Genomic DNA, 26,073 nt, shown 5'->3' on the forward strand with positions numbered 1-26,073 from the left:
AGAACTATGGACAGAGAAACACTCATAAAAAAATGGCTAGACCATAACCTAAGTGCAGAGGAGCGAGACGCTTTTGAGCAACTGGAGGATTATCAGCACTTAATCCAAATGGATGCTGCCCTAAAGTCGTTTAAATCTCCCGAGTTCTTCGTTGATAGACACTATGAGGACTTAAAACCCCAACTTAGACCTAACAACACTCAACCAAAATGGTATAAGCCTCTGCTAAGAATAGCCGCTATTTTAGCGATTTGTTTTAGCGTCTATTACTACACCACGACATTAGACACGGAAGTCCATACCCAAATAGCAAAACAGACAACTATTGAATTACCTGATGCTTCTGAAGTTCTCCTAAATGCCAATTCATCCGTCGTTTTTAATGAGAGTGGATGGACCAAAAATCGTGAAGTGACATTAAGAGGAGAAGCATTCTTTAAAGTTGCCAGAGGTAAAACATTTGATGTGATCACAGACAAAGCGATTGTTAGTGTTTTGGGGACTCAGTTTAATGTCAAACAACGCCATAACTATTTTGAGGTGACTTGCTTTGAAGGCTTAGTAGGCGTAACGATGGGTGAAGACCTTTTAAAATTAAATCCTGGACAACGTATTAGAATTATAGATGGGAAGTTACTTGCTGATGAAAAAGAAATCGCTGCGCAACCGTCATGGTTGCGCGGTGAAAGTACATTTAAAAACACCCCTTTGAAACACGTTATCGAAGAACTTGAGAATTATTATAACATAAAGGTGTTAGTAGACCAAGCAGATAGATTACGCGTATTTAGCGGAAGTTTTACCCACAAAAATCTAGATTTAGCATTGCAGTCTATTACAATACCTTTAAATTTAAGCTATAGTAAGTCTGGAACTTCTATTGTATTAAAGCGTGAATAGACTTTTACTACGTGCCATTTTATTTTTTTTAGCCGTTACCTCTTTCAGTTTAATCCATAGCCAAAATGAGGAACCACAACCCCTTGTTCAAATTCTCGAACAACTAGAAATACGCTATGATGTAAAGTTCTCTTACGAAACAAAAACCATAGACGGTATTGCTATCGCTCCACTAAATCCTCAGTTATCACTAAAACAAGCATTGAACGAATTAAGATTTTTAACGCCATTAGACTTTAAAGTACTGGACGGTAGATTTATAGCCATAGCACCAAAGGTTAAATCCGTGCAACGCCTCGAAGAAGTAGTTGTGAACAACTATCTAACAAAAGGGATCTCTAAGACCAATAATGGCACTATAGAAATTGATGCCAAAGCGTTTGATATTCTGCCAGGTTTAATAGAACCGGACGTATTACAAATATTACAGAATCTTCCAGGTATAATTAGTGTTGACGAGCGCATATCAAATATCAATGTTAGAGGCGGTACCAATGATCAAAATCTTGTTCTTTATGAAGGCATCAGAATGTATCAGTCCGGTCATTTCTTTGGGCTAATTTCTGCCTTTAACCCTTATTTGTCAGATGACATGCGGATTTCTAAAAATGGTACTAGTGCCCTTTTTGGTAATGGTGTTTCTAGTACGATTTCAATCAAAAATTCAGACCGAATTGACCACAGGTCTAGCGCAGGTATAGGCACTAATCTTCTGAATGTCGATGGCTATGCAAAAATTCCGTTAAGTAAAAAGATGGAGTTACAAATTTCTGCAAGACGGGCTTTTACAGACCTTTTGGCCTCGACAACTTATGACGCTTATTTTGATCGAATTTTTAGAGATTCTGAACTTAACGTTTCAAGTGACATTAGTTCTGTTGTAGCTCTAAATGAGCGTTTCCTTTTTTATGATCTTAATGCCAAGTTTTTATACGATATCGATGACACTTCTAAACTTCGGGTGAGTTTACTTAACATTTACAATGATCTTGATTACAATCAAATATTCACGAATTCGGACAATAACCTTCAAGAAACCAGAAGCGCCTTAAATCAAGTGAGTTATGGTGCTAGTGCTACGTATTCGAAGATTTTTAATGATGATTTACAGGCCTCAGCCCAATTCTATTATTCCAACTACGACTTGGACGCCCAAAATAATGACATCACCAATGACCAACTCCTTATTCAAGAAAACAAAGTAGAAGATTATGGGCTACGATTAGACCTGTCAAAAACTATAGATTATAATACGCAATTAAGAGGCGGCTATCAATTCAATGAAGTTGGTGTTACGGATTTTGAAGATGTCTCTAATCCGGATTTTACAAGTCTGGTAAAAGAAATTATCAGAACTCATGCGTTTTTTGGAGAAACTGAACGCTATTCCAAATCTCGTAATACTTACATTCGTTTAGGGGCTAGAATCAGCTATTTTGAAAAATTAAAAGAACTTGTTATTGAACCCAGGTTTGCCTTTAATCAAAAGATTTCTAATGCTATTAGACTTGAAATCCTTGGTGAACTAAAAAGTCAATCCATAACCCAAGTTATCGATCTCCAACAAGACTTTTTTGGTATTGAAAAACGCCGATGGCTACTCTCTAACTTAGACGATGTTCCGCTGGTAAGAAGCCAACAAATATCTCTGGGCGTCAGTTACAATCAAAATAATTTATTGGTGTCTCTTGAAGGTTATTATAAAAATGTGGATGATATTACTGCACAAAGTCAGGGCTTTCAGAACCAATTTCAGTTTGTCAATGATATTGGTTCCTACACTATAACCGGTTTGGATTTTCTTATCAATAAACGCTTTAAGGATTTTAGTGCCTGGTTGAGCTATACACTAAGCCAAAATAATTATAAATTCGATACGATAAACAATGGCGCGGCTTTTCCGAATAATGTAGACATTGCCCATGTCGCCAATGCTTCCTTGACCTATAGTCTTAAGAGTTTTAAATTGGGATTGGGTATAAATTGGCATTCTGGTCGTACTTACACGGAACCGTCACAAGTTCAAATCCCCAATAACCCTTCTATAGAATACAATACTCCCAATAACGTGAGATTGCCCGATTATTTTAGAACAGATATCTCTGCCATTTATAAATTCGATATCTCCAAGGGTATAAAAGCTGAAGCTGGCGCTTCGATTTGGAATCTATTTAACCGGTCTAATATTATTAATCGCTACTACGCATTTGATGCTGACGACAATATTGTGGAGGTCAATAACCAGTCATTAAAATTTACGCCCAACTTGAGTTTTAGAGTTAACTTCTAAACTAAGCATTTAATGCTTAATTTTAAGTTCTAAATTTTAATCCTATGACTGAACAAGAATTTCATAAACTTCGATTTCCTATTGGTGAATTTGAAAAACCAGAACAAATTACACAACAGCATATAGACCAATGGATTGCCGACATAGAGTCATTACCAAATCGCATAGCATCCATAACGCAAGACCTAACTGACAGTGAATTAAGCTTTAAATACAGACCAAACGGCTGGACCATTAAACAAGTGGTGCACCATTGTGCAGATAGCCATATGAATAGTATTATTCGATTTAAATTGGCACTCACTGAAAATAGACCTACCATTCGACCTTATTTTGAAGACCGTTTTGCAAAACTCGTTGATTATTCTGAGTCCCTAGATGCGCCCATGGCTATCTTAAAGGGAGTGCATAACAAACTTGGGGTTTTGCTCAAAAGTTTTTCTGATAATGATTTAAAGCGCGAATTTGTCCATCCAGAACATGACAAAACCTATACCTTAGGAGAAACCATTGGTGTTTATGCCTGGCATAGTAATCATCATTTTGCGCATATAGAGCAAGCGCTTCAATTTAAGGGAGCATTTAACTAACACATACTTACTGACCATAAAACATAAAGCCCAGAAGACTAGTCTCTGGGCTTCATAAGCTATATGGTTATAATTTAAGGTTTCCCGTTAGCGGTTGCCCTTTTCTCCTTTCGCTTCTGCTTTTCTATGTTTTTTCTTATTTTATCAATAGCCGTTTCAATAGATTTATCGGGTTCTATTAAATTGTATTCACCCCAAAAATCGGGATCAGAAAATCCAGAAATTGCATCTGTAATGATGACAGAAGGTCTCAGCTTCTCTCTACTTTTTATCTTACGATCAGTGATATCAATCTCCCAATCGGTAACGGCCATTTCGCTCGACAAACTATAGACTTTATTAAATAGCTGTCGCTTTTTATTGACCTTAAACTTTAAATACAAATTTGAATAACTGTAATACCATTTGTCACCCTTTTCTTTATAATCCACCTTATAGTTAGCTTCCAAAGGATAAACAATGACACTACTTGGCTTTTTCTTTACCAGTAGGTTTTTGCTTTTATTCTTATTGCTAAGATCTAAAGTATAATCTGCACTGACCAAGGCTAAAGACTCTACATCTACATAAAGTTTACCTATGTAACCATAGTTCAACGCGTCATTTTTAGGGTTAAAATCTACGACATAGACGTTTCTGTTATTGACTCTTGAGGGAGCACTAAATGAAAAGCTATAACTAGGAATCGTTTCATCCGTGAAAATATATTCTGGGTACTTCATAATATCCAAATATATCGTTGAAAACGGACCTCCCTGAAGCTTAACGGACACCGTATCTAAACGTTTATAGTCCGTACTTTTTCGAGCCTTATTGAGTTTTATGGCGTCAGGTACTGATGATGTATTAGGATACTTCATCACATTGACTACAGCCTCCGTTAAAGACACGTTTCTACTACGCCTTTTAATGGTTTCCCTATAAAACGCGGTCATGTAAACAGATTCGTTTTGATGGCTTTTATCTTTATTCTTAAAGACTTTACGCACTAAACTTTCAGCATCTTTAAAGGCCGAAATATTAACGGCTGATAGTTCGGTGACCGCCTGATACAATTCTATGACATTGTTCGTTTTGGAAAGCTCTGAAAGCGGAACAACGCGCGTGTTATATCCCAATAAATTGACAATGACTTTTGAATCTAAATAATCATTGGGCACCTTCAGTAAAAATTCACCTTCGGAGTTGGTAATCGTACTGATATTGGTTTCATTAACATTAAGGCTCGCCGCGTCTAAAGCCTTATTTGTTTTACCATCGACCACTTTACCACTAAATTCAGTGAAGTTTCCCTGAGCGCTTAGTGTAAAGGTTACCAACAACAAAGCAATGCATGTGCCGGCAAAAGATTTGAGAAAGTTAATTGTTTTCATCTGATCAATTTTTTATTGTTCTGAGTAAGCCAGATGTATTTCGCCAATAATATTGAAGTGTGTATCAACGATACCATTATGGCTTATTATATAGCATTTTATATAACGCTTTACCGTCTGCAAAGATACAGAAAAACACGGTAGGGACTATGAATCAAAGTGTTAAAAATAGTTTAATGGCAGACACTCCGCAAACTCGTCTACATGCGTTCAGGGACATCAATACCTAAAACACTAAATGCATTTTTTATGGTTTGTCCAACTGTTTTTGAAAGCTGTACCCTGAAGATTTTTTCCTCTTCTTTCTCTGCGCCGAGAATAGATACATTTTGGTAGAATGAATTAAAATCTTTAACCAAATCATAGGTGTAATTAGCAATCAGAGCAGGACTATGCTGCATTGCTGCATTTTGAATCACCTCAGGAAACTGTTCTAACTGCTTTAGCAATTGCTTCTCCTTTTCATGAATCGATACTTCAACTCCACCGATTGTGGTATCTTCTACGCTACCAGCCTTTCTTAATATGGATTGTATTCTAGCATAAGTATACTGGATGAAGGGACCTGTATTTCCCTGAAAATCTATAGACTCTTTAGGGTCGAATAAAATACGTTTTTTCGGATCCACCTTTAAGATGTAATACTTTAATGCTCCTAAGCCAATTGTCTTGTAAAGTGCTTTTTTATCTGCTTCGGAATAATCATCTAATTTCCCTAATTCTTTAGAAATTTCTTCGGCAGTATCCGCCATTTCTTCAATCAAATCATCGGCATCAACTACCGTACCTTCCCTACTTTTCATTTTACCGCTTGGCAAATCCACCATACCATAACTTAAATGATATAAGTTTTCTGCCCAGTCAAATCCGAGCTTCTTCAAAATCAAGAACAGTACCTTAAAATGATAATCCTGCTCATTACCCACCGTATACACCATACCACCAACATCGGGGTAATCCTTGATTCGTTGAATAGCCGTCCCTATATCTTGGGTCATGTAAACCGCCGTACCATCGGCTCTCAATACAATTTTTTCATCAAGACCATCTTCGGTTAAATCGCACCATACCGAACCATCATCTTTTTTAAAAAAGACACCTGTTTTTAAACCCTCAGCAATAAATTCTTTCCCTAACAAGTAGGTCTGGCTTTCATAATAGTATTCATCAAAATCGACACCAATAGCTCTATACGTAGCTTCAAAACCATCGTAGACCCAACCGTTCATTTTTTCCCAAAGGGCGACCACCGCTTTATCACCAGCTTCCCAATGACGTAGCATATTTTGTGCTTCTAATAGAATCGGCGCATTCTTTTTGGCTTCTTCTTCAGACTGTCCTTTAGATATTAAATCAGAAATATCCTGTTTGTAAGCTTTATCAAATTCCACATAATATTTCCCCACCAACTTGTCGCCTTTTAGACCAGAAGATTCCGGGGTCTCCCCGTTGCCAAAACACTGCCAGGCCAACATGCTTTTACAAATATGAATCCCTCTATCATTGATAATCTGGGTTTTATAGACTTTCTTTCCAGACGCCTTTAAAATCTCAGCTACGGCATAGCCTAACAGTACATTTCTTACATGGCCTAAGTGCAGGGGCTTATTAGTGTTTGGAGATGAGTATTCTACCATGACGGCCTTACCGTCCTTAAGCTCAGCAAAACCATAGTTTTCGTTGTCCTTTATCGAATTAAAGAACGTCGTATAATAGGCATCATCAATTTCAATATTTAAAAACCCCTTGACCACATTAAACCCCTTGACCAAACTGACATGATCTTGCAAGTATGCTCCTATTTGTTCACCAATGACTGCAGGATTTCCTTTAATAACGCGCAACATCGGAAACACGACCACCGTAATATCTCCTGCAAACTCCTTACGAGTTGCCTGAAATTCAACAGATTCCAATTCCGATTGAAACAAGGCTTTTACAGCGGCCTTAACCTGTAATTCTAAAGTATCCTGAAGCTTCATATTTTATTCTATGCTTTGGCTTTTAAACGCCTGCAAAGATAGCAGTTTTATTATTTCATTAAGGTTTTGAACCCTTATAATTCGCTAATTTTAAAGCTGCACTAAACATCAATAAAAAATGGAACGAAAAAAACATCTATTAAGAGGTATTCCTGTTTTAGCATCGCTAAATATTAAGAAGACGGTTGAATTCTATAAAAATAAACTTGGCTTTGACCGTGTAGGCTATTTAGATGATAATTATGCCGTTATTGCACGCGATAATTTTGTCGTTCATTTTTGGAGATGTAATGATAAAATTCATCCAGAAAATACAAGCTGCTATGTTGACGTCGAGGATATCGATACGCTTTACAATGAATTATCGCCTTTCAATGTTATCCATCCTTACGGAAAATTAGAAGATAAACCCTACGGAATGCGTGAGTTTGCCATATTAGATGAAGACGGAAATTTAATTAAATTTGGACAAGAGATATCAGAATAATAAAAACTTAGCATCAAAAGTCACATGAAATTACTAAAGCTCATCCTTTTAATTGTATTGGTCTCCTGTTCAACTAATGATGACACTAATAGTGGTTCTGACGGTTCTGACGATTTTTACAAAGGCATGGACTTATCCTTTCAGAGTGAATTGGAAGCCTATGATATTGATTACAAAGATGGGAATGGAAATTCGGTTGAGCTGCTGGATTTTGTAAAATCAAAAGGTACAAATCTTGTTCGCCTAAAACTTTGGCATACGCCACAAAATGGCGAAAACGGGTTATCTGATGTGAAGGCCTATGCGCAAAAGATCAAATCAAAAAACATGGATTTTCTACTCAATTTTCACTATAGTGACTATTGGGCAGACCCAGGAACCCAAACGCCACCAACAGCATGGCAGAACATGACGTTTGAACAACTAAAAGTTGCCATTTACAGCTATACAAAAGATGTGGTTGCGCAACTAAACGCACAAAACACCTTACCCGACATCATCCAAATTGGCAACGAAACCAATAGTGGTTTTCTTTGGGATTACGGTAGAGTTTGGGACAATTTTAGCGACAATTGGTCAAATTATGCAGCCTTGGTCTCAGAGGCTATCAGGGCGATAAAAGAAGTTGATACAGAAAATAATATTCGTATTATGCTTCATCATTCTGATGTAGAACGCGCTATCTTTTTTTTCAACGAACTGCAGGCTTTTAGTCTCGATTTTGACATCATTGGTCTGTCCTATTATCCACAATTTCACACCAAAGATTTAAATCTGGTGACTTCAAAATTAAATGAGTTAGCCAACACCTTTAACAAAGATATTTTGATGGTTGAAGTGGCCTATCCTTTTACATTGCAATGGAATGACAATCAGACCAATTTTATTGGAAGTTCAGATCAAATTTTGGTTGAGTTTTCTCCCTCACCTCAAGGTCAAAAAGCGTATATCGAATGGTTGATACAAACTGTAAAAAACATACCTGGCAATCATGGCATCGGCTTTTGCTATTGGGCACCCGATTGGGTAGCTTTTGAAGGCAACGAAGTGACCTCAACCTCAGGAACATCTTGGGAGAATCAATGTTTATTTGACTTTGAACTTAAAGCACTGCCTGCGTTAGACGTATTCAATTCTAAATAATTAATTATCAGTATATTACAACAAAAGTGCATTTCATCGATGAAATGGTAGTTTTTCTAGGATTTCTGCCGTTAATCGATACAACTTTTTTTTCGTTAATTTCATCTGTCATTTCATCTAATTTATTAGCATTAAATCCCAAATATTAGCGTTTTTGACCACATTATGGCATTTTTGGTAGGCTATTAAACAATGTCCCAAACATTAATGAGGCTTAATTATCGAACATTAACCACGTTGTTATTGTTTAGTGTTGACTTACTTTTGGCATCCCTCTATAAAAGTTTCGTACACCAAAACATAGTACTTCGTCTATCAACCGCTAAAGGATGAAGCAGTTATTGACATTAGCTGTTTGTCTTATCTCTTTCATTGTACTTTCTCAAAATGAAAGGATAGATGACCTTACGGTACAATTAGCCTACCAAGATGCTGATTCCACTAAGGTAGACCTATCGCTAATGCTCATTAACGAACTCTATGCTATTGAAGATTACAATAAAGCGCTCCGCTACGTTAACGAAACCGCAAAACTTGCCCAAGAATTAAACTATACCAAAGGGCTTGCGGAAAGTACGTATTACCGAGCTTTAATTTATACAGAACGTAACGACTACTACAACGCTATTGATAACTACGATAAATCGCGAAAATACTATCTGCAGATTAGCGACACCCTAGGTGTTGCAAAAGTGAGCAACAGTATTGGCCTTATTGAGATAAAGCGTGGTAATTATGCCATTGGACTTCAAAATTCATTATCAGCTATTGACATTTTCGAAAAACGCGGTTTAATAGACGAGCTGAGTTCGGCTTACAACAATCTGGCCGAAGCTTATTTTAAAACCAATCAAATAGATAAGGCTATAGATTTTAACTTTAAAGCCCTAGATGTTAGAAAACGTATCGACGATCGCGATGGCATTATTGCTTCAACAAAAAACATCGCCGATCTCTATTCTATGCGAAAAGAGCATCGTAAAGCTATAGAGTTTTATGAAAATGTTTTGGATATGTTGAATCCGACCACGGATAAGGATTTGCGTGGTGAAATACTTCCAAAACTCGGTAGTGAATATTTAGAATTTAAAGAGTACGACAAAGCTTCGGAATATTTAGTTGAGGGGTTAAAATACAATAGAAGACAAGGCAACCAAGAAGGTATTTTACTTGCATTGAATGCCATAGGCCATCTAAATCTTCAAAAACAAAAAGTAAGGCTAGCAGAAATTCAGTTGGATGAAGCTTATAATATTGCCCAAAAAATTGATAATAAAGCAGCCTTATTGGAAAACTATAAACTCCACATCGCTTTAGATTCTACACGCGGCTACTTTCAGAATGCCTTCTTTTGGCAAAACAAGTACTACGATTTAAAAGAAAAGCTCTCTGAAATTGACCAACCTACTTTCCCCACGGATGTTGAACCTATTGATTTATATAATCCTAATCCTATTGTAAAGGAAATTGATGATTTAGAAGAGAACCAAAAGGCCAAAAATTCATGGTTAAACCATCCTTTAACCCTTTACGGTGCTCTTGCTGCGGTACTCATTCTTTCAACGCTACTCTTACTCAATTATTTGAAGCGTAGAACCTATAAAGAACTCATTAACGAACAAAACGAAAAACTGGTACAGGAGCAACAGAGAAATGAAGCCATATTAGAGCAAACTCATCATCTAGAAGAAGTTAATCAAGTGAAGGACAAGTTATTCTCTATAGTTTCTCATGATTTAAAAGATTCTATCTCATCCATAAAGGCTTTTTTAGATTTACTAAAAGAAGACAGCATATCTAAGGAAGAATTTAGAGAACTAATTCCAGAATTGAGCGAAAATGCCAACAATGCATCTTCTCTCTTGTTCAATTTGTTGAATTGGTCTAAATCGCAAATGCAAAGTCTTGAGCCCAAACCAGAGCTTTTCAATATCCAAGACGTCTTCCATACTAAAATGGCACTCGTAGAGCAAAAAGTTGAGGACAAACGCATTGTCCTTATTGATGAGTCGCAGCGCGATTTTGTTTATGCGGACCGCAGTATGGTCGAAATTGTGATACAGAATTTAATTACCAATGCGGTTAAGTTTAGTAGAACCGGCGATGTGATAACCGTGTCTAATCAGGATGTCGATGGTAAAGCCTTAATCTGTGTAGAGGACACTGGTGTTGGTATATCTAGAGAAAATATTGATAAACTCTTCAATGCCAAGAATAACTTTACAACGATTGGTACCAAAAATGAGAAAGGAACAGGACTTGGACTAACTATTGCTAAGGATTTAGTAGAACTCAACAACGGAAGAATTTGGGTGGAAAGCACTGTTAATGTCGGTAGTAAGTTCTTTATTGAACTTCCCAAAGCTGCTCCTAAAGCTTAATTAATTTTGTCTATATTTAAGTCTCAAAATATAGCTTTATGAAATGCCCGTTAACAATTTTAGTCGACCCAACGAAATGATGTTAGGGCATTCCATACTAGCACTGAGCCTGCCTGTCGGCAGACAGGCAAAGTCGAAGTGTGACCATTGAAACACAATAAATAATAACAGATGAAACGTTTATTTCCATTCCTAATTTTAGCAATTTTTATTTTTAATTGTAAAAATGAGACTAAATCCGAACCCGTAATTAAGGAGGATACGGAACTCAAAGAACTATTTGCATTGATGCAGGGCTCTTTTAATTCTGAAATACAGTCGCAAGTTGATTCGTCTTATTTTAATATTTCGCTACACATGTATCCTATTTGGGAAGATCAAGGAAATTTTCTTTATGTAGAACAAGCTTTAAACAGCATGCAAGATCGCCCCTATCGCCAGCGTATCTATGAAGTCACCAGATTATCAGATAGTACTTTTAGCTCTGCAGTCTATGCTTTGAATACTGATTCGCTCTGGATTGGTAAGTGGAAAACTCCAAAAGCTTTTGACTCAATTTCATTAAAAGATATTGCTCTTAAAGACGGTTGCGAAGTGGTACTAAAACGCATTTCGGAAAAACACTTCATGGGAAAAACTGGAGACACCACTTGTGTGAGCACTATGCGTGGTGCGTCATTTGCCAGAAGCGAGGTAGAAATACTAGCCGATAAGGTCATCTCTTGGGACAGAGGTTTTGATGCTGAGGGTAACTATGTTTGGGGAGCAGAAAAGGGACCTTATGTTTTTAATAAATTGGATTAGGGAAAATTCCAATCTTTAAAAACCAAATTCCAAAAATCTAAGATATTTCAGATAATTGGTAATCCAAAAAAGGTAACTTATTATGAATTTTTATGGTAAATAGTTTGTCGAATCTAAGTCGATAACTGTTATTTATCATTCTTTCGGCAAAAACACCTCGGCCATCATACAACGCGCACTGCCACCACCACAGGTTTCGATGGTTTCTAAAGAGCTAGAAAGAATTGGACAATAGGCCTCAATGCGTTTAATTTGGTCTTTGGTCAAGCTCTTATGAGCGGCTTCACTCATCACCAAATAGCGTTGGTTATCGGTACCCCGAACTTGTAGCATATTACCGGCAAACTGATGCATTTGGGATTCTGTAATTGCTATAATTTCTTTCCCATCTCCCTTTAAATGCTTTACAACGGTTTTGCGTTCCTTTTTATCATCGATACTATCCAAGCAAATAACAGCAAAATTTTCGGCCAAACACATCATCACATTGGTGTGATAAATCGCTAATCGCTTTCCATCTACAGTTTGATTGGCTGTAAATATGACCGGATTGTATTCAAAGTCTTCACAGAATTCTATAAACAAATCCTCATCCGCTCGTGGAGATAAAGCACAGTATGCTTTTCTATTAACACGATCTAAAGCCACGCTTCCAGTCCCCTCCAAAAATACACCTTCATTCTCAGCTGACGTGTAATCTACAATATGTTCAATATTGAAACCCTCCGCTTCAAGTTGAACAAAAACCTCATCCCGTCTTTCCTTTCTTCTATTCTCAGCAAACATTGGATAAATAGCCACATCACCATTACTGTGAAAACTCACCCAGTTATTCGGAAAAATTGAATCCGGGGTATCATCGCGATCATCATCGCTAGTTACAATAACATTAATACCAACAGCCCTTAATTTTTCAACAAAAGCATCAAACTCCTCCTGAGCCTTAATATTAATTTCAGCATTTTTCAATGCAATGTCTTCCTGAAAGTAATTGTTGACTGCTGTTTGTTCGTTCATCCTAAAATTAACAGGACGAACCATTAAAATCGTTTGGGTGGTTTGTTGCATTTTAAATTTTTGAAGGTTTTGCAAAATTAGTCTTTTTTCTCCTCTGAATTTTACGATATTCACAATTTTTATAACTGAAAAGCTGTAAGTTTGAAACTCAATTACATACACTATGAAAAAGATTCTTATCCTTCTATTTATACTAACCTCTTGCTCTGAAAATTCGGATACCAAAGGTCCAAAAGCATCTAATTTCGATTTTACAACAGTTTTTGAAAAAAGCGAAGGATTGGAAACGGCAACGTATCAAGAAACTATTCAATATTATACAGATTTAGCCGAAAACTATGAAGCGATTTCGATTAGAGAAATCGGTGAGACAGACTCTGGTAAACCATTGCACATTATTACCCTAAATATGAATGGAACGGGGGATGATTTTGAAAAACTAAGAGCTAACAATAGAATCATACTGATTAATAATGGTATTCACCCCGGTGAATCGGATGGTATCGATGCCACGATGATGTTGTTTAGAGATTTGGTTAATGGCTCTATTGAAGCTCCAAAACATACCGTTTTGGTTACCATCCCCATTTATAATATTGGTGGTAGTTTAAATAGAAATTCGGGGACAAGAACCAATCAAAATGGACCAAAAGCCTACGGCTTTAGAGGTAATGCGCGTAACTACGACCTGAACCGCGACTTTATAAAATCCGACACTAAAAACGCCAGAACTTTTGCGCAAATATTCCATTTGGTACAACCCGATGTTTTTATTGACAACCATGTAAGCAATGGCGCAGATTACCAATATACCTTGACCCATTTATTTACACAGCACAATAAATTAGGGGGACCTTTGGGAGGTTATTTGCATAGTGAAATGATGCCTAAACTAGAACAAAAATTAGCAAAAAAACAATGGGACATAACACCTTATGTCAATGTTTTTAATCGTACTCCCGATTCTGGTTTTTCGCAGTTTATGGATTCACCGCGTTACTCTACGGGTTATACATCCTTGTTCAACACCTTGGGTATGATGATAGAAACGCATATGCTAAAACCTTACAAGCAGCGTGTAGAAGGAACTTATGAGCTCATGAAGAGTATGCTAGAAATTACAGAAGAACAAGGCTCAAGAATAACGGAGCTTAGAAATTCGCAAGCAAAAACTTGGTCTTCTGGCAGCACCTATCCTTTAACATGGGCCATTGACACTACAAAATCTTCGACCTTAAAATTCAAAGGTTATGAAGGACATATGATAACAAGTGACTTAACTGGTGCTCCTCGTTTAAAGTACGATAGATCAAAGCCATTCACTAAAGACGTAAGCTATCAAAATTATTTTATACCGACAACTCAAGTCACCATACCAAAAGCTTATATCATTCCCCGAGGTTGGCATAATGTGATAGAATTGCTAAAACTTAACGATGTCCAAATTACCGAGATTAAGAACGACACCACATTAACTGTAGCATCCTATAGAATAGAGGATTACCAAACGCGAACATCGGCTTATGAAGGGCATTATCTTCACTACAACACCAAAGTAAAAACTGCTGAAGAGACCCTAGCCTTTAGACAAGGCGATTATATAATAAGGACCGACCAAAAGGCAATACGCTACTTGGTCGAAACCTTAGAACCCACAGCTCCAGATTCTTTTTTTAATTGGAATTTCTTTGATACCATCTTGCAACAAAAAGAAGGGTTTTCCCCTTATGTTTGGGAGGACAAAGCAAAACTACTCTTAAAGGCTTATCCAAAATTACAAATAGAGTACAATGTTAAGGTAAGCTATGACGAAGAATTTGCCAATAATTGGTTCGCGCAGCTCGATTGGATCCACAAAAAAAGTGAGCATTATGAAAAAGCGCACTTGCAATATCCTGTTTATCGAATAAAATAAAAATTTCTTGAAACGAACTCCATCTGCCAATCCTCCCTGCCTAGTTGGCAGGCGGGCGACGAGACTTCAGAAGGCGGGCCGGTGGATAGGTATCCCCGAGGCAGAGCCATAGAGGTATACTTCGGCAAGCTCAACGTAGCGCATTTTAACCTTTGAGGGTTAAAAACCGAAATTTTATATTTAGATTCCCGTTTTCACGGGAATGACAATTTCAACGGAAACCCCAACGCAGAGCGTCGGGGAATTCTTTTTGATTAAAACTAAAAAGCCACCAAAATTGGTGGCTTTAAAGCCTAAGTCTTCGTGATTATTATGTGCTATTAATCCACTTGAACCTTGGTCGTGAAGTTTCTAAATGCTGAGTTAAGTTGAACAATATAAGTCCCATTATTTAGATGACTCATATCTAATTGGTGCGTCCCATTAGATAAGGTCGTGATAACTCCACTTTTTAATAGTCGACCTTGCATATCAATTATTGAATAATTAATAGTCTCGTCGTCTAATAATGTGGTTTTAATATTTAGATTGGATTTCACTGGGTTTGGATATACAGAAGTCTCGGTTAATTGGTTTAACATCGATTTCTCAAAACTAGTGTAGTCGTTAAACTCATTTGCCCAATTATTTACAGCTTCAACTTCTGGATTTATGCCTCTACCATAACCAAAAAAGTTATTGAAGAAAGTGCAAAAGAATTTGGGTACTACTAAATTAACTGCCCCTCTAACATCTAAGGAAGCGCAAATATCCCCGCCACCTTGTTGCAATAATGGCAGCACATCAAAAGCGGTTGTCACCCCAAATTGAACGATGCTCAAATCTAGCGTACTTGGGTCATAAACCAAGCTATGTATTCTGTAAAATCCTACAGTGTCAATATCAAATGTCGGTGTGGCGGACACATTTAAAATGGTTAAATTAAAGGCATTCGTCAATACAAACAACTGAGAGTAACCGTCTGGGATTACAGGCTCCTGTGCCGTTTCGGCAAAAATTGTTGCAATACCGTCATCTATGCATTGGATTGGATGATCTGAATATAATGTCCCTGCATATGCTAAACATGCTTCCTCTTCGTCAACGTGTATTGGTGCACCTGGAACGTCCAATGCAGCACAAAGGTCGCCACCGCCCTGTACCAATAAGCCATTGACATCAAAACCGGTCGTTATTCCCAATTGTACCACGCTTAGGTCCAGACCTGTCGGATACACCAAGGTGTGGATCGTATAATCGCCTGCCTCGGTCACCGTAAATTCTGGTGTCCCGCCGACCTGCTCTATCACCAAGCCCTCGCCGCTGGTCAATACATAGAGTGTGCTATAGCCCTCCGGAACGTTGGCGTCACCATTTGGTGTTGCCGAGATCATAGCCGATCCCCCTTCGAGGGTCACATTGCTCTCGTTGGCCGTTAGGGTGCCCGCATTAGGATTTGTGATGTGGACCGGTGCTCCTGCGACATCCAACGATGCGCAAAGTTCACCGCCGCCCTGTATCAATAGTCCGTTGACATCAAAGCCAGTCGTTATTCCCAATTGAACGATGCTCAGATCCAAGCCCGTTGGATAGACCAAGGTATGGATCGTATAATCACCGCCGCCCATTACCGTAAACTCCGGTGCAGGACCGACTTGCTCTATGACCAAGCCCTCGCCTCTCGTCAGCACAAACAATGTACTAAAACCTTCTGGAACAAAGGCGTCTCCGTTTGGATGCGCAGAGATCGTTACTTCTCCTGTTGAACAGACCTGCGTCTCGGTCGCCGTGAGCGTTCCTGCTTCCGCCAGGCATGCTTCCTCTTCGTCAACATGTATCGGTGCACCCGGAACGTCCAGTGCAGCACAAAGGTCGCCACCGCCCTGTACCAACAAGCCGTTGACATCAAAACCGGTCGTTATTCCCAATTGTACCACGCTTAGGTCCAAACCTGTAGGGTACACCAAGGTGTGGATCGTATAATCGCCTGCCTCGGTCACCGTAAATTCTGGTGTCCCGCCGACCTGCTCTATCACCAAGCCCTCGCCGCTGGTCAATACATAGAGTGTGCTATAGCCCTCTGGAACGTTGGCGTCACCATTTGGTGTTGCCGAGATCATAGCCGATCCCCCTTCGAGGGTCACATTGCTCTCGTTGGCCGTCAGGGTGCCCGCATTAGGATTTGTGATGTGGACCGGTGCTCCTGCGACATCCAACGATGCGCAAAGTTCACCGCCGCCCTGTATCAATAGTCCGTTGACATCAAAGCCAGTCGTTATTCCCAATTGAACGATGCTCAGATCCAAGCCCGTTGGATAGACCAAGGTATGGATCGTATAATCACCGCCGCCCATTACCGTAAACTCAGGTGCAGGACCGACTTGCTCTATCACCAAGCCCTCACCTCTTGTTAGCACAAACAATGTGCTAAAACCTTCTGGAACAAAGGCGTCTCCGTTTGGATGTGCCGAGATCATTACCTCGCCCGTGGAACAGACCTGCGTCTCCGTTGCCGTTAGTGTTCCCGCATCTGCCAAGCATGCTTCCTCTTCGTCAACATGTATCGGTGCACCCGGAACGTCCAGTGCAGCACAAAGGTCGCCACCGCCCTGTACCAACAAGCCGTTGACATCAAAACCGGTCGTTATTCCCAATTGTACCACGCTCAGGTCCAGACCTGTAGGGTACACCAAGGTGTGGATCGTGTAATCGCCCGCCTCGGTCACCGTAAATTCCGGTGTCCCGCCGACTTGCTCTATCACCAAGCCCTCGCCGCTGGTCAATACATAAAGTGTACTATAGCCCTCTGGAACGCTGGCATCTCCGTTTGGTGTTGCCGAGATCATAGCCGATCCCCCTTCGAGGGTCACATTGCTCTCGTTGGCCGTTAGGGTGCCCGCATCAGGATTCGTGATGTGGACCGGTGCTCCCGCGACATCCAACGATGCGCAAAGTTCGCCGCCGCCCTGTATCAATAGTCCGTTGACATCAAAGCCTGTCGTTATTCCCAATTGAACGATGCTCAGATCCAAGCCTGTTGGATAGACCAAGGTATGGATCGTATAATCGCCGCCGCCAATTACCGTAAACTCCGGTGCAGGACCGACTTGCTCTATCACCAAGCCCTCGCCTCTAGTCAGCACAAACAGCGTACTAAACCCTTCTGGAACAAAGGCATCTCCGTTTGGATGTGCAGAGATCGTTACTTCTCCTGTTGAACAGACCTGCGTCTCCGTTGCCATCAGTGTTCCCGCATCTGCCAAGCATACTTCTTCTTCAGTAATTGTGAACCTGATAACATCTTTATCGCAAGCCCAACCTCTGGCTCCATTGCGCCAATACAACGTCGCGGCAACCTTAAAGTTTCCCGTTCCTAAGTTCCAAGCATTTCCTCCTGCTGGAAATGTGTAAGGCAATACATTCTCAACAATTTGATAAACCGCCCCCGTATCCAGATTTTCGATGCGATACCGGAGACTTTGTGAAAACCCATCTACATGAGCATTGACATAAAATTCATTCGGTAACTCTGAAATATCGTAAGACCCATAGTTCTCAATTTGGGTCGATTCGTTTCCATTGGTAAACTCAAAATTCTCAATGTCACCACACCATCGAGACTCATTTTGAGCAAAACCAAATGTTAAAAAACTAAAGAATAAAACAAATAGGTTGACTTTCAGATTTGGGGTCTCTAGAAGTAACTTGTTTTTCATTGCTTTTTGTTTAATTATTTTTCAATAAAGTTAAACAAAATATAAATTGGACATGATCCGACTTTTAAACTTTAAGAATTATTAACAAGAAATCGGATAAAAAGTTACTTTTTACTGATAAAACGTTTAAACCAAAATTTTGATGTTGGCGTAGCTATTTTCCAAGGCTTTTTGGGATGCCTTATTATCTAACCATTTTACTTGGGTAATCCCTTCTTTTTCTTGTGGATATAATTTGCCATCGAAGTCAGTTTTCATTTCAAACCAATAGGTGACTTTAATTTTGTGATTCCCGTTTCTTTTAAAGATATGATAGGTGGTCGATAAAGGTCTAGTAATTTTTAATCCTTTTACACCGGTTTCTTCCTCTACCTCGCGTATGGCTGTTTCTTCGATAGATTCTTTTAGTTCCACCTTGCCTTTAGGCAAATCCCATTTACTATTCCTATAGATGAATAGCACTTCGTTTTTTGCATTGTAAACCTTACCTCCTCCTGCTACAACATTTGGCAATAGTTTCAAAAAGTGTTTTAAAAGTTTATCAGGATTATGATGTATCAAATGCACCGCTTCTAAATCTGTCGTATTAAGCATTTTAATAACCTTGCCTATGTTTACAGACTTTAACAGAAATGATTTAAATCGCGTTTCCTTTTCGACCTTAGTAGTCAAAACTATAGGCTTATCTCCTACATAAACGGTATACATGGATTTGGTGAGTTATTACTTAACTGTCGTAAAAATATTATTTTTTGCGAAACCAATTTTTAAATTAGAATTTATTTCGTTTAAAACTTATAAAAATCATTAGTTTTGCAAAATGATTTTCAATAAAGAAACCGCAAAAAAAACCGCAGAAGTTTTATTGCAAATAAACGCTATAAAACTACAACCTAAGGATCCATTTACTTGGGCATCTGGATGGAAATCACCGATTTACTGCGACAATAGAATTGTTCTTTCTTATCCTTTAATTAGGAATTATATCCGGGAGACCATGGCCAAGCATATTGAAGACTATTACGGTAAACCCGATGTTATTGCGGGTGTCGCTACTGGTGCTATTGGTATTGGTGTATTGGTTGCTGAATATCTCAATCTCCCATTTGTTTACGTGAGGCCCGAAGCTAAAAAACACGGTCGTAAAAATCAAATTGAAGGTCATATAGAAAAAGGACAGTCTGTAGTCATCATAGAAGATTTAATAAGTACCGGAAAAAGCAGTCTAAATGCTGTTGCAGCGCTTAAAGAGGCCGAAGTGACTATTAAAGGTATGGTCGCTATTTTTTCTTACGGATTTGATCTAGCTACAAAAAATTTCGATGATGCTGGGGTTGAACTCCACACCCTAGGGAATTACGAAAATCTTCTAGAACAAGCTTTAGACACCAACTATATTACTCAAAAAGAACAAGACACTTTAGCACAATGGAATGCTAATCCAAGTGAATGGAACGCAATTTGATAGACACTTTCAAAAAAAAGACAACTAAATGAATTTAGAATCGCCAAAAGTAACATTGGATAAATCCGCAGAAGACACTTTCAATTTTTTATCGGATGTCAAAAATTTTGAAAGTTTAATGCCCGAGAACATTAGTAAATTTGAGGTTTTGGAAGAAGATACATTTCTTTTTGCACTCAAAGGAATGCCAGAAATTACCTTAAAGAAGAAAGAAGCTACCCCAAATCAAAAAATTGTATTGGGAGCGGCCGGTGGAAAATTAGATTTTTCTCTTACTGGGCATATAAGTGAAACAGACACTAATCAGAGCCAAGTACAACTGGTTTTTGATGGTGAATTCAATGCCATGATGGGCATGATGATTAAAGGGCCTATCAGCAAGTTTATTGAGACTTTGGTGTCTAATATGAAGACCGCATTTTAGTACAACAAGGTTATTTCCTTTAGATCAAAGGTCTTAACGATATCGTCTTCCATCCAGATTATTAGTTTCCCGGAGGTCGTTATGCCCTTAATAATACCTGAAATGGTCTCATTGTTAAGGTATTTAAATGTCGACGGCTTTCCCTTTCTGAAAAGAAGGGCTTCATATTGAGTTTTTAACTCTTCGTATTTTTGGGTTTCTAATAATTTGAAATAGAATTGAAGATTCTTTAAAATTTTGGATAAGACCTCATCCTTATCATAGATAATACCGGTAATCAGGCCCATAGATGACGCCTTGGGCAAATCATTAAAAAACTTCTGATTAATATTCAATCCAAAGCCTATAACAGAACCTTTAAACTGATTATTTTTTATGACATTTTCTATTAAAATCCCACATATTTTTTGGTTTGCTGACAAAATGTCGTTAGGCCATTTAATATAAAGTTTCGGAATTTTAAACCCCTTAAGTGTCTTACAAATCGCAAGAGATACGGCCATACTAATATAAAACTGATTTTCTATTTTAAAATCCGTAAACTTCTTAAACACACTGACGGTAAGGTTTTTACCTCTTTCTGAACTCCACTGTGTGCCCATTTGTCCTCGCCCAGTCGTCTGTTGTTCGGCAACCACAACGGTATAGTCCTCTGGTATCGCAACCGACGCCATATCCTTTAGATAGGTATTTGTAGAATCAATGGCATCAAGTTTGATTATAAACATGTCGAAGCGTTCTATTTTATGGTTTTCTTATGAGAATTAGAACCTACAAGAACTAAAAAAATAATAACTTTGCATAAATTTAATTCAATTTAATGACGAAAGACAAAACTAGTGCAGACCAACTCATTACTACAATTATTGGTGGAATAGAAGAGGTTAAAGGAAAAGAAATTACAATTTTAGATTTAAGAGATATTGAAAATACGGTTTGTGATTATTTTATAGTTTGTGAAGGTACTTCGAACACACAGGTTAACGCAATCGTCAACTCCATACAAAAACAAGTTAGTAAAACTACAAAAGATAAGCCTTGGCATGTAGAAGGCACAGATAATGCAGAGTGGATCTTAATGGATTATGTCAATGTTGTTGTACATATATTTCAGAAGCACATTAGAGAATATTATGACATTGAAAGTCTTTGGGGAGACGCTAAAATGACGCAAATAGAAACCAGTTACTAAACAAAAAAGATTACCGCGTTTGCGGCAACAAGATGGCAAAAGACAATAAAAATTTAAATAAAAAACCGAAAGTAAATCCCTATTGGATTTATGGGATAATCATTGCTGTATTTTTATCCATTCAATTGTTTTCTGGAGGTTTTGGTGGATCTACGGGTACACAAACAACTCCATCACAATTTTTAGAATATCTAGACAGAGGAGATGTCTCTAAGGTAGAGATTGTTAATAAACGTGAGGCCCGGGTGTATTTAACGAAAGAAGCTCAGGAACAAGAGGTTCACAGAAAATCCAAACCAAAATCGATTTTACCTTCTGTTACGGCAATGCCAAACTATAAGTTTGAATTTGGTGATCTTCAAAATTTTGAAAAAGACATCCGACAAAGTATCGAAGAAAATAATCTCAGTACTGAGGTCAAATACGAGACGGAACAAAATGTTTGGGGCGATTTCTTGCTGACCTTATTGCCTTTCATCCTGATCATCGGCGTATGGATTTTCATCATGCGACGTATGTCTTCGGGTGCTGGTGGCGGTGCTGGCGGACAGATTTTTAACATTGGAAAGTCTAAGGCGAAGTTGTTTGACGAAAAATCAGATACGAAAACATCCTTCAAGGATGTGGCCGGTTTAGAAGGTGCTAAAGAGGAAGTTCAAGAAATCGTTGACTTTTTAAAATTCCCTGAAAAGTACACTGCCTTAGGCGGAAAAATTCCAAAAGGAGCACTGCTTGTTGGACCTCCTGGAACTGGTAAAACCCTATTGGCAAAGGCCGTTGCTGGTGAAGCTAAGGTACCTTTCTTTTCTTTATCGGGTTCTGATTTTGTAGAAATGTTTGTAGGTGTCGGTGCCTCGCGTGTTAGAGATTTATTCAAGCAGGCCAAAGAAAAATCGCCTTCTATTATTTTTATAGACGAAATAGATGCTATTGGTAGAGCTAGAGGAAAGAACAACTTTTCTGGATCCAATGACGAGCGTGAAAATACATTAAACCAGTTATTGACTGAAATGGATGGTTTTGGCACCAATACCAATGTTATTGTACTTGCGGCGACCAATAGAGCGGATGTTTTGGATAGTGCTTTGATGCGTGCGGGTCGATTTGATAGGCAAATCTATGTAGACCTTCCAGACGTAAGGGAGCGTAAAGAAATCTTTGAAGTACATCTCCGTCCTCTAAAAAAGGAAGAAACACTCGATGTTGATTTCTTGGCAAAGCAAACTCCAGGTTTTTCGGGTGCGGATATCGCTAATGTTTGTAATGAGGCTGCATTAATAGCTGCAAGAAAAGGTAAGAAAGCTGTAAATAAGCAAGACTTTTTGGATGCTGTGGATCGAATTATTGGTGGTCTAGAGAAGAAGAATAAAATTATCACACCAGAAGAAAAACGCGCTGTTGCCTTTCATGAGGCTGGTCATGCCACGGTGAGTTGGATGTTAGAGCATGCTGCTCCACTCGTTAAGGTCACTATTGTTCCGAGAGGGCGTTCGCTTGGTGCTGCTTGGTACTTACCTGAGGAACGCCTGATTGTAAGGCCAGAACAAATGTTAGACGAAATGTGTGCTGCCTTAGGTGGACGCGCTGCTGAACAGGTTATCTTCGGAAAGATTTCTACTGGTGCCTTAAGTGATTTGGAAAAAGTGACCAAACAGGCTAGAGCTATGGTGACTATCTACGGTCTCAGCGACAAAGTAGGCAACCTCACCTACTACGATTCTTCTGGTCAGTCTGAATATGGATTTACCAAACCCTACAGTGAAGAAACTGCTGTTCTTATCGACAAAGAAATATCTGATATTATTGAAGAGCAATACGACCGTGCGGTTAAACTTCTCGAAGCCAATAAGGATAAGCTAACAGAGCTCGCTGAAGTTTTGTTAGACAAGGAAGTGATTTTCAAGGATAACCTAGAGAAAATATTCGGAAAACGGGCTTTTGACAAAAAAGAAGCTGATGCCACAGAGGAAGAGTAAGTGGCATTGCAGTCATATAAAAAACTTAAATTGACGTATTGTTAATTTAAGTTTTTTTATATTTGGAAGTCCCTCAAAAAATAGATTATTAGCAATCATTAAATGAGCTTATTTCGTAAACTCTTCGGAAAAAAATCTGATCAGTCTGAAGAACAGATACCGAATCAGGAACGCGGCAAATACATGCCCGAAATTAAGTTGCCTGCTGATGAACGCTTTACCATAAACTTCAAGGCCAACGGTGGCAAGTTCTTGTATTGTGAAAATATGGATGAAGTTAAGGATAGCTTTAACTCGATATTAGACGAAAATCAATGGCACAACGATAAGGTTTTCTTAATTGATGAACGTTTATCTGCACTTTTTAAAGACTTTAATCTCAACAGTACAACTAAAATATCTGAGAGTTCTTATTTTTTATCCACCTGTGAATATTTAATTTCTGATGATGGCTCTTTACTGATTTCCTCGAACCAAATCGCCGAAAAGAAACTCAAGGAATTACCAGAACACTTTATCATTTATGCCACAACAAGTCAGTTCGTTGAGAACATTGGCGAAGGATTAAAAGGCATAAAAGCTAAGAGTAAAACTAAAATACCAACGAATATTACCACTATAAAGCATTTTAAAACTGCTGACGACAAAGACTTTCTCACTTACGGAAGCAGCGCTAAAAACCTCTACCTACTTCTTTTAGAAGATTTATAATGAAAGAATTATCTATAAGGGCTATCTCTGGGGCTATTTATGTTCTATTACTTATTGGTTCTCTTTATATGCAAAATGCTTTAACTATTTTGTTAGCTGTATTTGGTATTTTGAGTCTTGTCGAGTTGAGCAAATTAATTCATCTTAAGTCATTTGCACAGTATATTATATTCGTACTGTTTTTTGGAGTGTTTTGGTATATGTGCCTATGGAAACATAACCTTAACGGTAGTGACGAAGCCATTCAAATTTTGTTGGTCATTACCATCTTTGTAAACCTCATCCTCATTAAGGATCTATTCACTACCAAAAGAATTCCGTTGTTTAGCTCTAAACGTTACATAGTTACTACCTTTTATCTCACGAGTGGTTTTGTGTTTATGTTATTGATCGCCAACTACCAAAATGTATTTACCCCACTGTTGTTATTAGGGGGCTTTATATTAATTTGGGTTAATGATAGTGCCGCCTATTTAATTGGTAAAAACTTTGGTAAGCAAAAATTATTTCCAAGGATATCGCCTAAAAAAACAGTCGAGGGATTTTTAGGAGGTCTATTCTTTGCCTGCATATCCAGTTATTTTATTTCTTTGTATACAGAAACTCTTGGTTTTACGAGTTGGCTCATTTTGGCAATAATAGTAAGTGTTTTAGGTACCTTGGGAGATTTAATAGAGTCTAAGTTTAAGCGGCAAGCTGGCGTTAAAGACAGTGGAGTCATTATGCCAGGGCATGGCGGTTTATTAGACCGGTTAGATAGTATTATCTTTGTAGCACCGTTTGTGTATTTATTTTTAAGATTGTTAAGCTATGTTTCATAAAGAAGGCCATAAGATTATTTTCGTCACGTTGGTTATTGTTGTCGGTTCGTTTTTTCTAATTGATGAATTTATTTTTAATGAATGGCTTAGAAAAGGCTTGATGATAGCCATTCTTATTTTCTTTATCCTTATTCTTCAATTTTTCAGAAATCCAAAGCGTTATACACATGCTAACGAAAAGCAAGCCCTATCTCCTGTCGATGGCAAGGTTGTGGTCATTGAAGAAGTTATGGAAAATGAGGTGTTTAAAGATAAACGAATTCAAGTCTCTGTATTTATGTCTCCATTGAACGTTCATGTGACACGTTATCCTATAGGTGGTCGTATAAGCTTTAGTAAATACCATCCAGGAAAATATTTAGTCGCATGGCATCCTAAAGCCAGTGAGGAAAACGAGCGTACTACGGTCGTGGTAGAAAATGATGGGTTTGGTAAAGTGCTTTACAGACAAATTGCTGGTGCCTTGGCTAAGCGGATTGTCAATTACGCAAAAAAAGATACCGCAGCGGTTCAGGGAGCTGACTCTGGATTTATAAAATTTGGGTCTAGAGTAGATTTATTTTTACCTTTAGATGCCGAAATAAAGGTTAAGCTCAACCAAAAAGTTAGAGGAGGCGAAAGCATCATTGCCGAGATGAAATGACACCTGAAGAATTACATACAGAGTTTGAAGAAGCCGTAGAGCGTATTAACGCGCATACCGAACCTTTTCCTGCTGATTTTTTACTTCGTCTTTATGCCTATTATAAAAAGGCTACTAACGATTATGGAAGGCCGAGTAGCCGCAAACCCATCATCAATGCCTTTAAAACTAATGCACTATTTCAAGTACAAGATATTAGTGAAGATGAGGCCAAACAAGAATATATTAAACTCGTCAATAATTACTTTTTATATCGTAAATAAA

Annotated in this window: 22 protein-coding genes; 16 read left to right on the top strand and 6 right to left on the bottom strand. The window is 38.3% G+C overall.

Features of this window, described 5'->3' with window-relative positions:
- The first annotated feature begins 6 nt into the window (after window positions 1-6).
- The 3 genes from ACO052_RS20585 to ACO052_RS20595 are packed head-to-tail and all read left to right on the top strand — an operon-like array spanning window position 7 to window position 3,780.
- Window positions 7-900, top strand: coding sequence for a FecR family protein (locus tag ACO052_RS20585; RefSeq protein ID WP_422105697.1), 894 nt, complete (start codon window positions 7-9; stop codon window positions 898-900).
- Window positions 893-3,190: a TonB-dependent receptor domain-containing protein gene (locus ACO052_RS20590; RefSeq protein WP_422105698.1), complete on the top strand. Its 2,298-nt coding sequence runs from the start codon at window positions 893-895 to the stop codon at window positions 3,188-3,190. Before ACO052_RS20585 ends, ACO052_RS20590 begins: the two co-directional genes overlap by 8 nt.
- Before the next feature lie 44 nt (window positions 3,191-3,234).
- The gene (locus tag ACO052_RS20595; protein WP_422105699.1) at window positions 3,235-3,780 is read left to right on the top strand and encodes a YfiT family bacillithiol transferase; all 546 of its coding nucleotides are present in this window, start codon (window positions 3,235-3,237) and stop codon (window positions 3,778-3,780) included.
- A 74-nt stretch (window positions 3,781-3,854) separates the two neighbouring features.
- Here the strand turns inward: ACO052_RS20595 and ACO052_RS20600 are convergent, their stop codons facing one another.
- Both ACO052_RS20600 and argS read right to left on the bottom strand, forming a co-directional pair.
- Window positions 3,855-5,153 (bottom strand): carboxypeptidase-like regulatory domain-containing protein, encoded by a 1,299-nt coding sequence (locus ACO052_RS20600; RefSeq protein ID WP_422105700.1) that lies wholly within the window; start codon window positions 5,151-5,153, stop codon window positions 3,855-3,857.
- A gap of 200 nt (window positions 5,154-5,353) precedes the next feature.
- A complete protein-coding gene (gene argS, locus ACO052_RS20605) occupies window positions 5,354-7,135 on the bottom strand; it encodes an arginine--tRNA ligase (RefSeq protein ID WP_422105701.1) in 1,782 nt (593 codons plus the stop codon).
- 118 nt (window positions 7,136-7,253) lie between these two features.
- Here argS and ACO052_RS20610 point away from each other — a divergent pair, with 118 nt between their 5' ends.
- From ACO052_RS20610 to ACO052_RS20625, 4 genes are all read left to right on the top strand, one after another.
- Entirely contained in the window at window positions 7,254-7,622 is a 369-nt protein-coding gene (locus ACO052_RS20610; protein ID WP_422105702.1) for a bleomycin resistance protein, read from the top strand.
- Window positions 7,623-7,646: 24 nt separating this feature from the next.
- Window positions 7,647-8,765 carry a glycoside hydrolase family 53 protein gene (locus ACO052_RS20615; protein ID WP_422105703.1) on the top strand — a complete coding sequence of 373 codons (1,119 nt, stop codon included), beginning with the start codon at window positions 7,647-7,649 and terminating at the stop codon, window positions 8,763-8,765.
- 329 nt (window positions 8,766-9,094) lie between these two features.
- Window positions 9,095-11,146, top strand: coding sequence for a tetratricopeptide repeat-containing sensor histidine kinase (locus tag ACO052_RS20620; RefSeq protein ID WP_422105704.1), 2,052 nt, complete (start codon window positions 9,095-9,097; stop codon window positions 11,144-11,146).
- 171 nt (window positions 11,147-11,317) lie between these two features.
- Window positions 11,318-11,950, top strand: coding sequence for a chromophore lyase CpcT/CpeT (locus ACO052_RS20625; RefSeq protein ID WP_422105705.1), 633 nt, complete (start codon window positions 11,318-11,320; stop codon window positions 11,948-11,950).
- A gap of 135 nt (window positions 11,951-12,085) precedes the next feature.
- On the opposite strand, the gene ctlX is transcribed toward ACO052_RS20625, so the two are convergent.
- A complete protein-coding gene (gene ctlX, locus ACO052_RS20630) occupies window positions 12,086-13,018 on the bottom strand; it encodes a citrulline utilization hydrolase CtlX (protein ID WP_422105706.1) in 933 nt (310 codons plus the stop codon).
- Window positions 13,019-13,130: 112 nt separating this feature from the next.
- Here ctlX and ACO052_RS20635 point away from each other — a divergent pair, with 112 nt between their 5' ends.
- Window positions 13,131-14,882 carry a M14 family metallopeptidase gene (locus tag ACO052_RS20635; protein WP_422105707.1) on the top strand — a complete coding sequence of 584 codons (1,752 nt, stop codon included), beginning with the start codon at window positions 13,131-13,133 and terminating at the stop codon, window positions 14,880-14,882.
- A gap of 320 nt (window positions 14,883-15,202) precedes the next feature.
- Here the strand turns inward: ACO052_RS20635 and ACO052_RS20640 are convergent, their stop codons facing one another.
- Window positions 15,203-18,577, bottom strand: a complete 3,375-nt coding sequence (locus ACO052_RS20640; RefSeq protein WP_422105708.1) for a T9SS type A sorting domain-containing protein — start codon at window positions 18,575-18,577, stop codon at window positions 15,203-15,205.
- Window positions 18,578-18,703: 126 nt separating this feature from the next.
- A complete protein-coding gene (locus ACO052_RS20645; RefSeq protein WP_422105709.1) occupies window positions 18,704-19,285 on the bottom strand; it encodes an NUDIX hydrolase in 582 nt (193 codons plus the stop codon).
- 112 nt (window positions 19,286-19,397) lie between these two features.
- Here ACO052_RS20645 and pyrE point away from each other — a divergent pair, with 112 nt between their 5' ends.
- Both pyrE and ACO052_RS20655 read left to right on the top strand, forming a co-directional pair.
- On the top strand, window positions 19,398-20,042 hold the full coding sequence (gene pyrE, locus ACO052_RS20650; RefSeq protein ID WP_422105710.1) for an orotate phosphoribosyltransferase: 645 nt from the start codon (window positions 19,398-19,400) through the stop codon (window positions 20,040-20,042).
- 28 nt (window positions 20,043-20,070) lie between these two features.
- Complete coding sequence (locus ACO052_RS20655) at window positions 20,071-20,466, top strand: SRPBCC family protein (protein ID WP_422105711.1); 396 nt, start codon at window positions 20,071-20,073, stop codon at window positions 20,464-20,466.
- Here the strand turns inward: ACO052_RS20655 and ACO052_RS20660 are convergent.
- Window positions 20,463-21,194 (bottom strand): biotin--[acetyl-CoA-carboxylase] ligase, encoded by a 732-nt coding sequence (locus ACO052_RS20660; RefSeq protein ID WP_422105712.1) that lies wholly within the window; start codon window positions 21,192-21,194, stop codon window positions 20,463-20,465. The genes ACO052_RS20655 and ACO052_RS20660 overlap by 4 nt on opposite strands.
- 92 nt (window positions 21,195-21,286) lie before the next feature.
- Here ACO052_RS20660 and rsfS point away from each other — a divergent pair, with 92 nt between their 5' ends.
- The 6 genes from rsfS (at window position 21,287) to ACO052_RS20690 (ending at window position 26,072) form a co-directional block, all read left to right on the top strand.
- On the top strand, window positions 21,287-21,658 hold the full coding sequence (rsfS, locus tag ACO052_RS20665) for a ribosome silencing factor (RefSeq protein ID WP_422105713.1): 372 nt from the start codon (window positions 21,287-21,289) through the stop codon (window positions 21,656-21,658).
- Window positions 21,659-21,690: 32 nt separating this feature from the next.
- Window positions 21,691-23,634 carry an ATP-dependent zinc metalloprotease FtsH gene (ftsH, locus tag ACO052_RS20670; RefSeq protein ID WP_422105714.1) on the top strand — a complete coding sequence of 648 codons (1,944 nt, stop codon included), beginning with the start codon at window positions 21,691-21,693 and terminating at the stop codon, window positions 23,632-23,634.
- Between the two features lie 102 nt (window positions 23,635-23,736).
- Window positions 23,737-24,345, top strand: coding sequence for an LUD domain-containing protein (locus tag ACO052_RS20675; RefSeq protein ID WP_299521567.1), 609 nt, complete (start codon window positions 23,737-23,739; stop codon window positions 24,343-24,345).
- Entirely contained in the window at window positions 24,345-25,166 is an 822-nt protein-coding gene (locus ACO052_RS20680; RefSeq protein WP_422105715.1) for a phosphatidate cytidylyltransferase, read from the top strand. Before ACO052_RS20675 ends, ACO052_RS20680 begins: the two co-directional genes overlap by 1 nt.
- The gene (locus tag ACO052_RS20685; RefSeq protein ID WP_422105716.1) at window positions 25,156-25,809 is read left to right on the top strand and encodes a phosphatidylserine decarboxylase family protein; all 654 of its coding nucleotides are present in this window, start codon (window positions 25,156-25,158) and stop codon (window positions 25,807-25,809) included. Before ACO052_RS20680 ends, ACO052_RS20685 begins: the two co-directional genes overlap by 11 nt.
- Window positions 25,806-26,072, top strand: a complete 267-nt coding sequence (locus tag ACO052_RS20690) for an acyl-CoA-binding protein (RefSeq protein ID WP_422105717.1) — start codon at window positions 25,806-25,808, stop codon at window positions 26,070-26,072. Before ACO052_RS20685 ends, ACO052_RS20690 begins: the two co-directional genes overlap by 4 nt.
- The last annotated feature ends 1 nt before the right edge of the window (window position 26,073 follow it).

This window comes from Winogradskyella sp. (assembly GCF_965228925.1).
In the GTDB taxonomy this organism is placed as follows: domain Bacteria; phylum Bacteroidota; class Bacteroidia; order Flavobacteriales; family Flavobacteriaceae; genus Winogradskyella.

Excerpts from the sequence above, each read along its gene's own strand:
- ACO052_RS20675 (WP_299521567.1), top strand. The coding sequence starts at position 23,737 with ATGAGCTTATTTCGTAAACTCTTCGGAAAAAAATCTGATCAGTCTGAA.
- ACO052_RS20660 (WP_422105712.1), bottom strand. The coding sequence starts at position 21,194 with ATGTTTATAATCAAACTTGATGCCATTGATTCTACAAATACCTATCTA.
- ACO052_RS20610 (WP_422105702.1), top strand. The coding sequence starts at position 7,254 with ATGGAACGAAAAAAACATCTATTAAGAGGTATTCCTGTTTTAGCATCG.
- argS (WP_422105701.1), bottom strand. The coding sequence starts at position 7,135 with ATGAAGCTTCAGGATACTTTAGAATTACAGGTTAAGGCCGCTGTAAAA.
- rsfS (WP_422105713.1), top strand. The coding sequence starts at position 21,287 with ATGACGAAAGACAAAACTAGTGCAGACCAACTCATTACTACAATTATT.
- ACO052_RS20585 (WP_422105697.1), top strand. The coding sequence starts at position 7 with ATGGACAGAGAAACACTCATAAAAAAATGGCTAGACCATAACCTAAGT.
- ACO052_RS20640 (WP_422105708.1), bottom strand. The coding sequence starts at position 18,577 with ATGAAAAACAAGTTACTTCTAGAGACCCCAAATCTGAAAGTCAACCTA.
- ACO052_RS20655 (WP_422105711.1), top strand. The coding sequence starts at position 20,071 with ATGAATTTAGAATCGCCAAAAGTAACATTGGATAAATCCGCAGAAGAC.
- ACO052_RS20645 (WP_422105709.1), bottom strand. The coding sequence starts at position 19,285 with ATGTATACCGTTTATGTAGGAGATAAGCCTATAGTTTTGACTACTAAG.
- ACO052_RS20615 (WP_422105703.1), top strand. The coding sequence starts at position 7,647 with ATGAAATTACTAAAGCTCATCCTTTTAATTGTATTGGTCTCCTGTTCA.
- ACO052_RS20620 (WP_422105704.1), top strand. The coding sequence starts at position 9,095 with ATGAAGCAGTTATTGACATTAGCTGTTTGTCTTATCTCTTTCATTGTA.
- ACO052_RS20595 (WP_422105699.1), top strand. The coding sequence starts at position 3,235 with ATGACTGAACAAGAATTTCATAAACTTCGATTTCCTATTGGTGAATTT.
- ACO052_RS20680 (WP_422105715.1), top strand. The coding sequence starts at position 24,345 with ATGAAAGAATTATCTATAAGGGCTATCTCTGGGGCTATTTATGTTCTA.
- ctlX (WP_422105706.1), bottom strand. The coding sequence starts at position 13,018 with ATGCAACAAACCACCCAAACGATTTTAATGGTTCGTCCTGTTAATTTT.
- ACO052_RS20600 (WP_422105700.1), bottom strand. The coding sequence starts at position 5,153 with ATGAAAACAATTAACTTTCTCAAATCTTTTGCCGGCACATGCATTGCT.
- ftsH (WP_422105714.1), top strand. The coding sequence starts at position 21,691 with ATGGCAAAAGACAATAAAAATTTAAATAAAAAACCGAAAGTAAATCCC.
- ACO052_RS20690 (WP_422105717.1), top strand. The coding sequence starts at position 25,806 with ATGACACCTGAAGAATTACATACAGAGTTTGAAGAAGCCGTAGAGCGT.
- ACO052_RS20635 (WP_422105707.1), top strand. The coding sequence starts at position 13,131 with ATGAAAAAGATTCTTATCCTTCTATTTATACTAACCTCTTGCTCTGAA.
- ACO052_RS20625 (WP_422105705.1), top strand. The coding sequence starts at position 11,318 with ATGAAACGTTTATTTCCATTCCTAATTTTAGCAATTTTTATTTTTAAT.
- ACO052_RS20685 (WP_422105716.1), top strand. The coding sequence starts at position 25,156 with ATGTTTCATAAAGAAGGCCATAAGATTATTTTCGTCACGTTGGTTATT.
- pyrE (WP_422105710.1), top strand. The coding sequence starts at position 19,398 with ATGATTTTCAATAAAGAAACCGCAAAAAAAACCGCAGAAGTTTTATTG.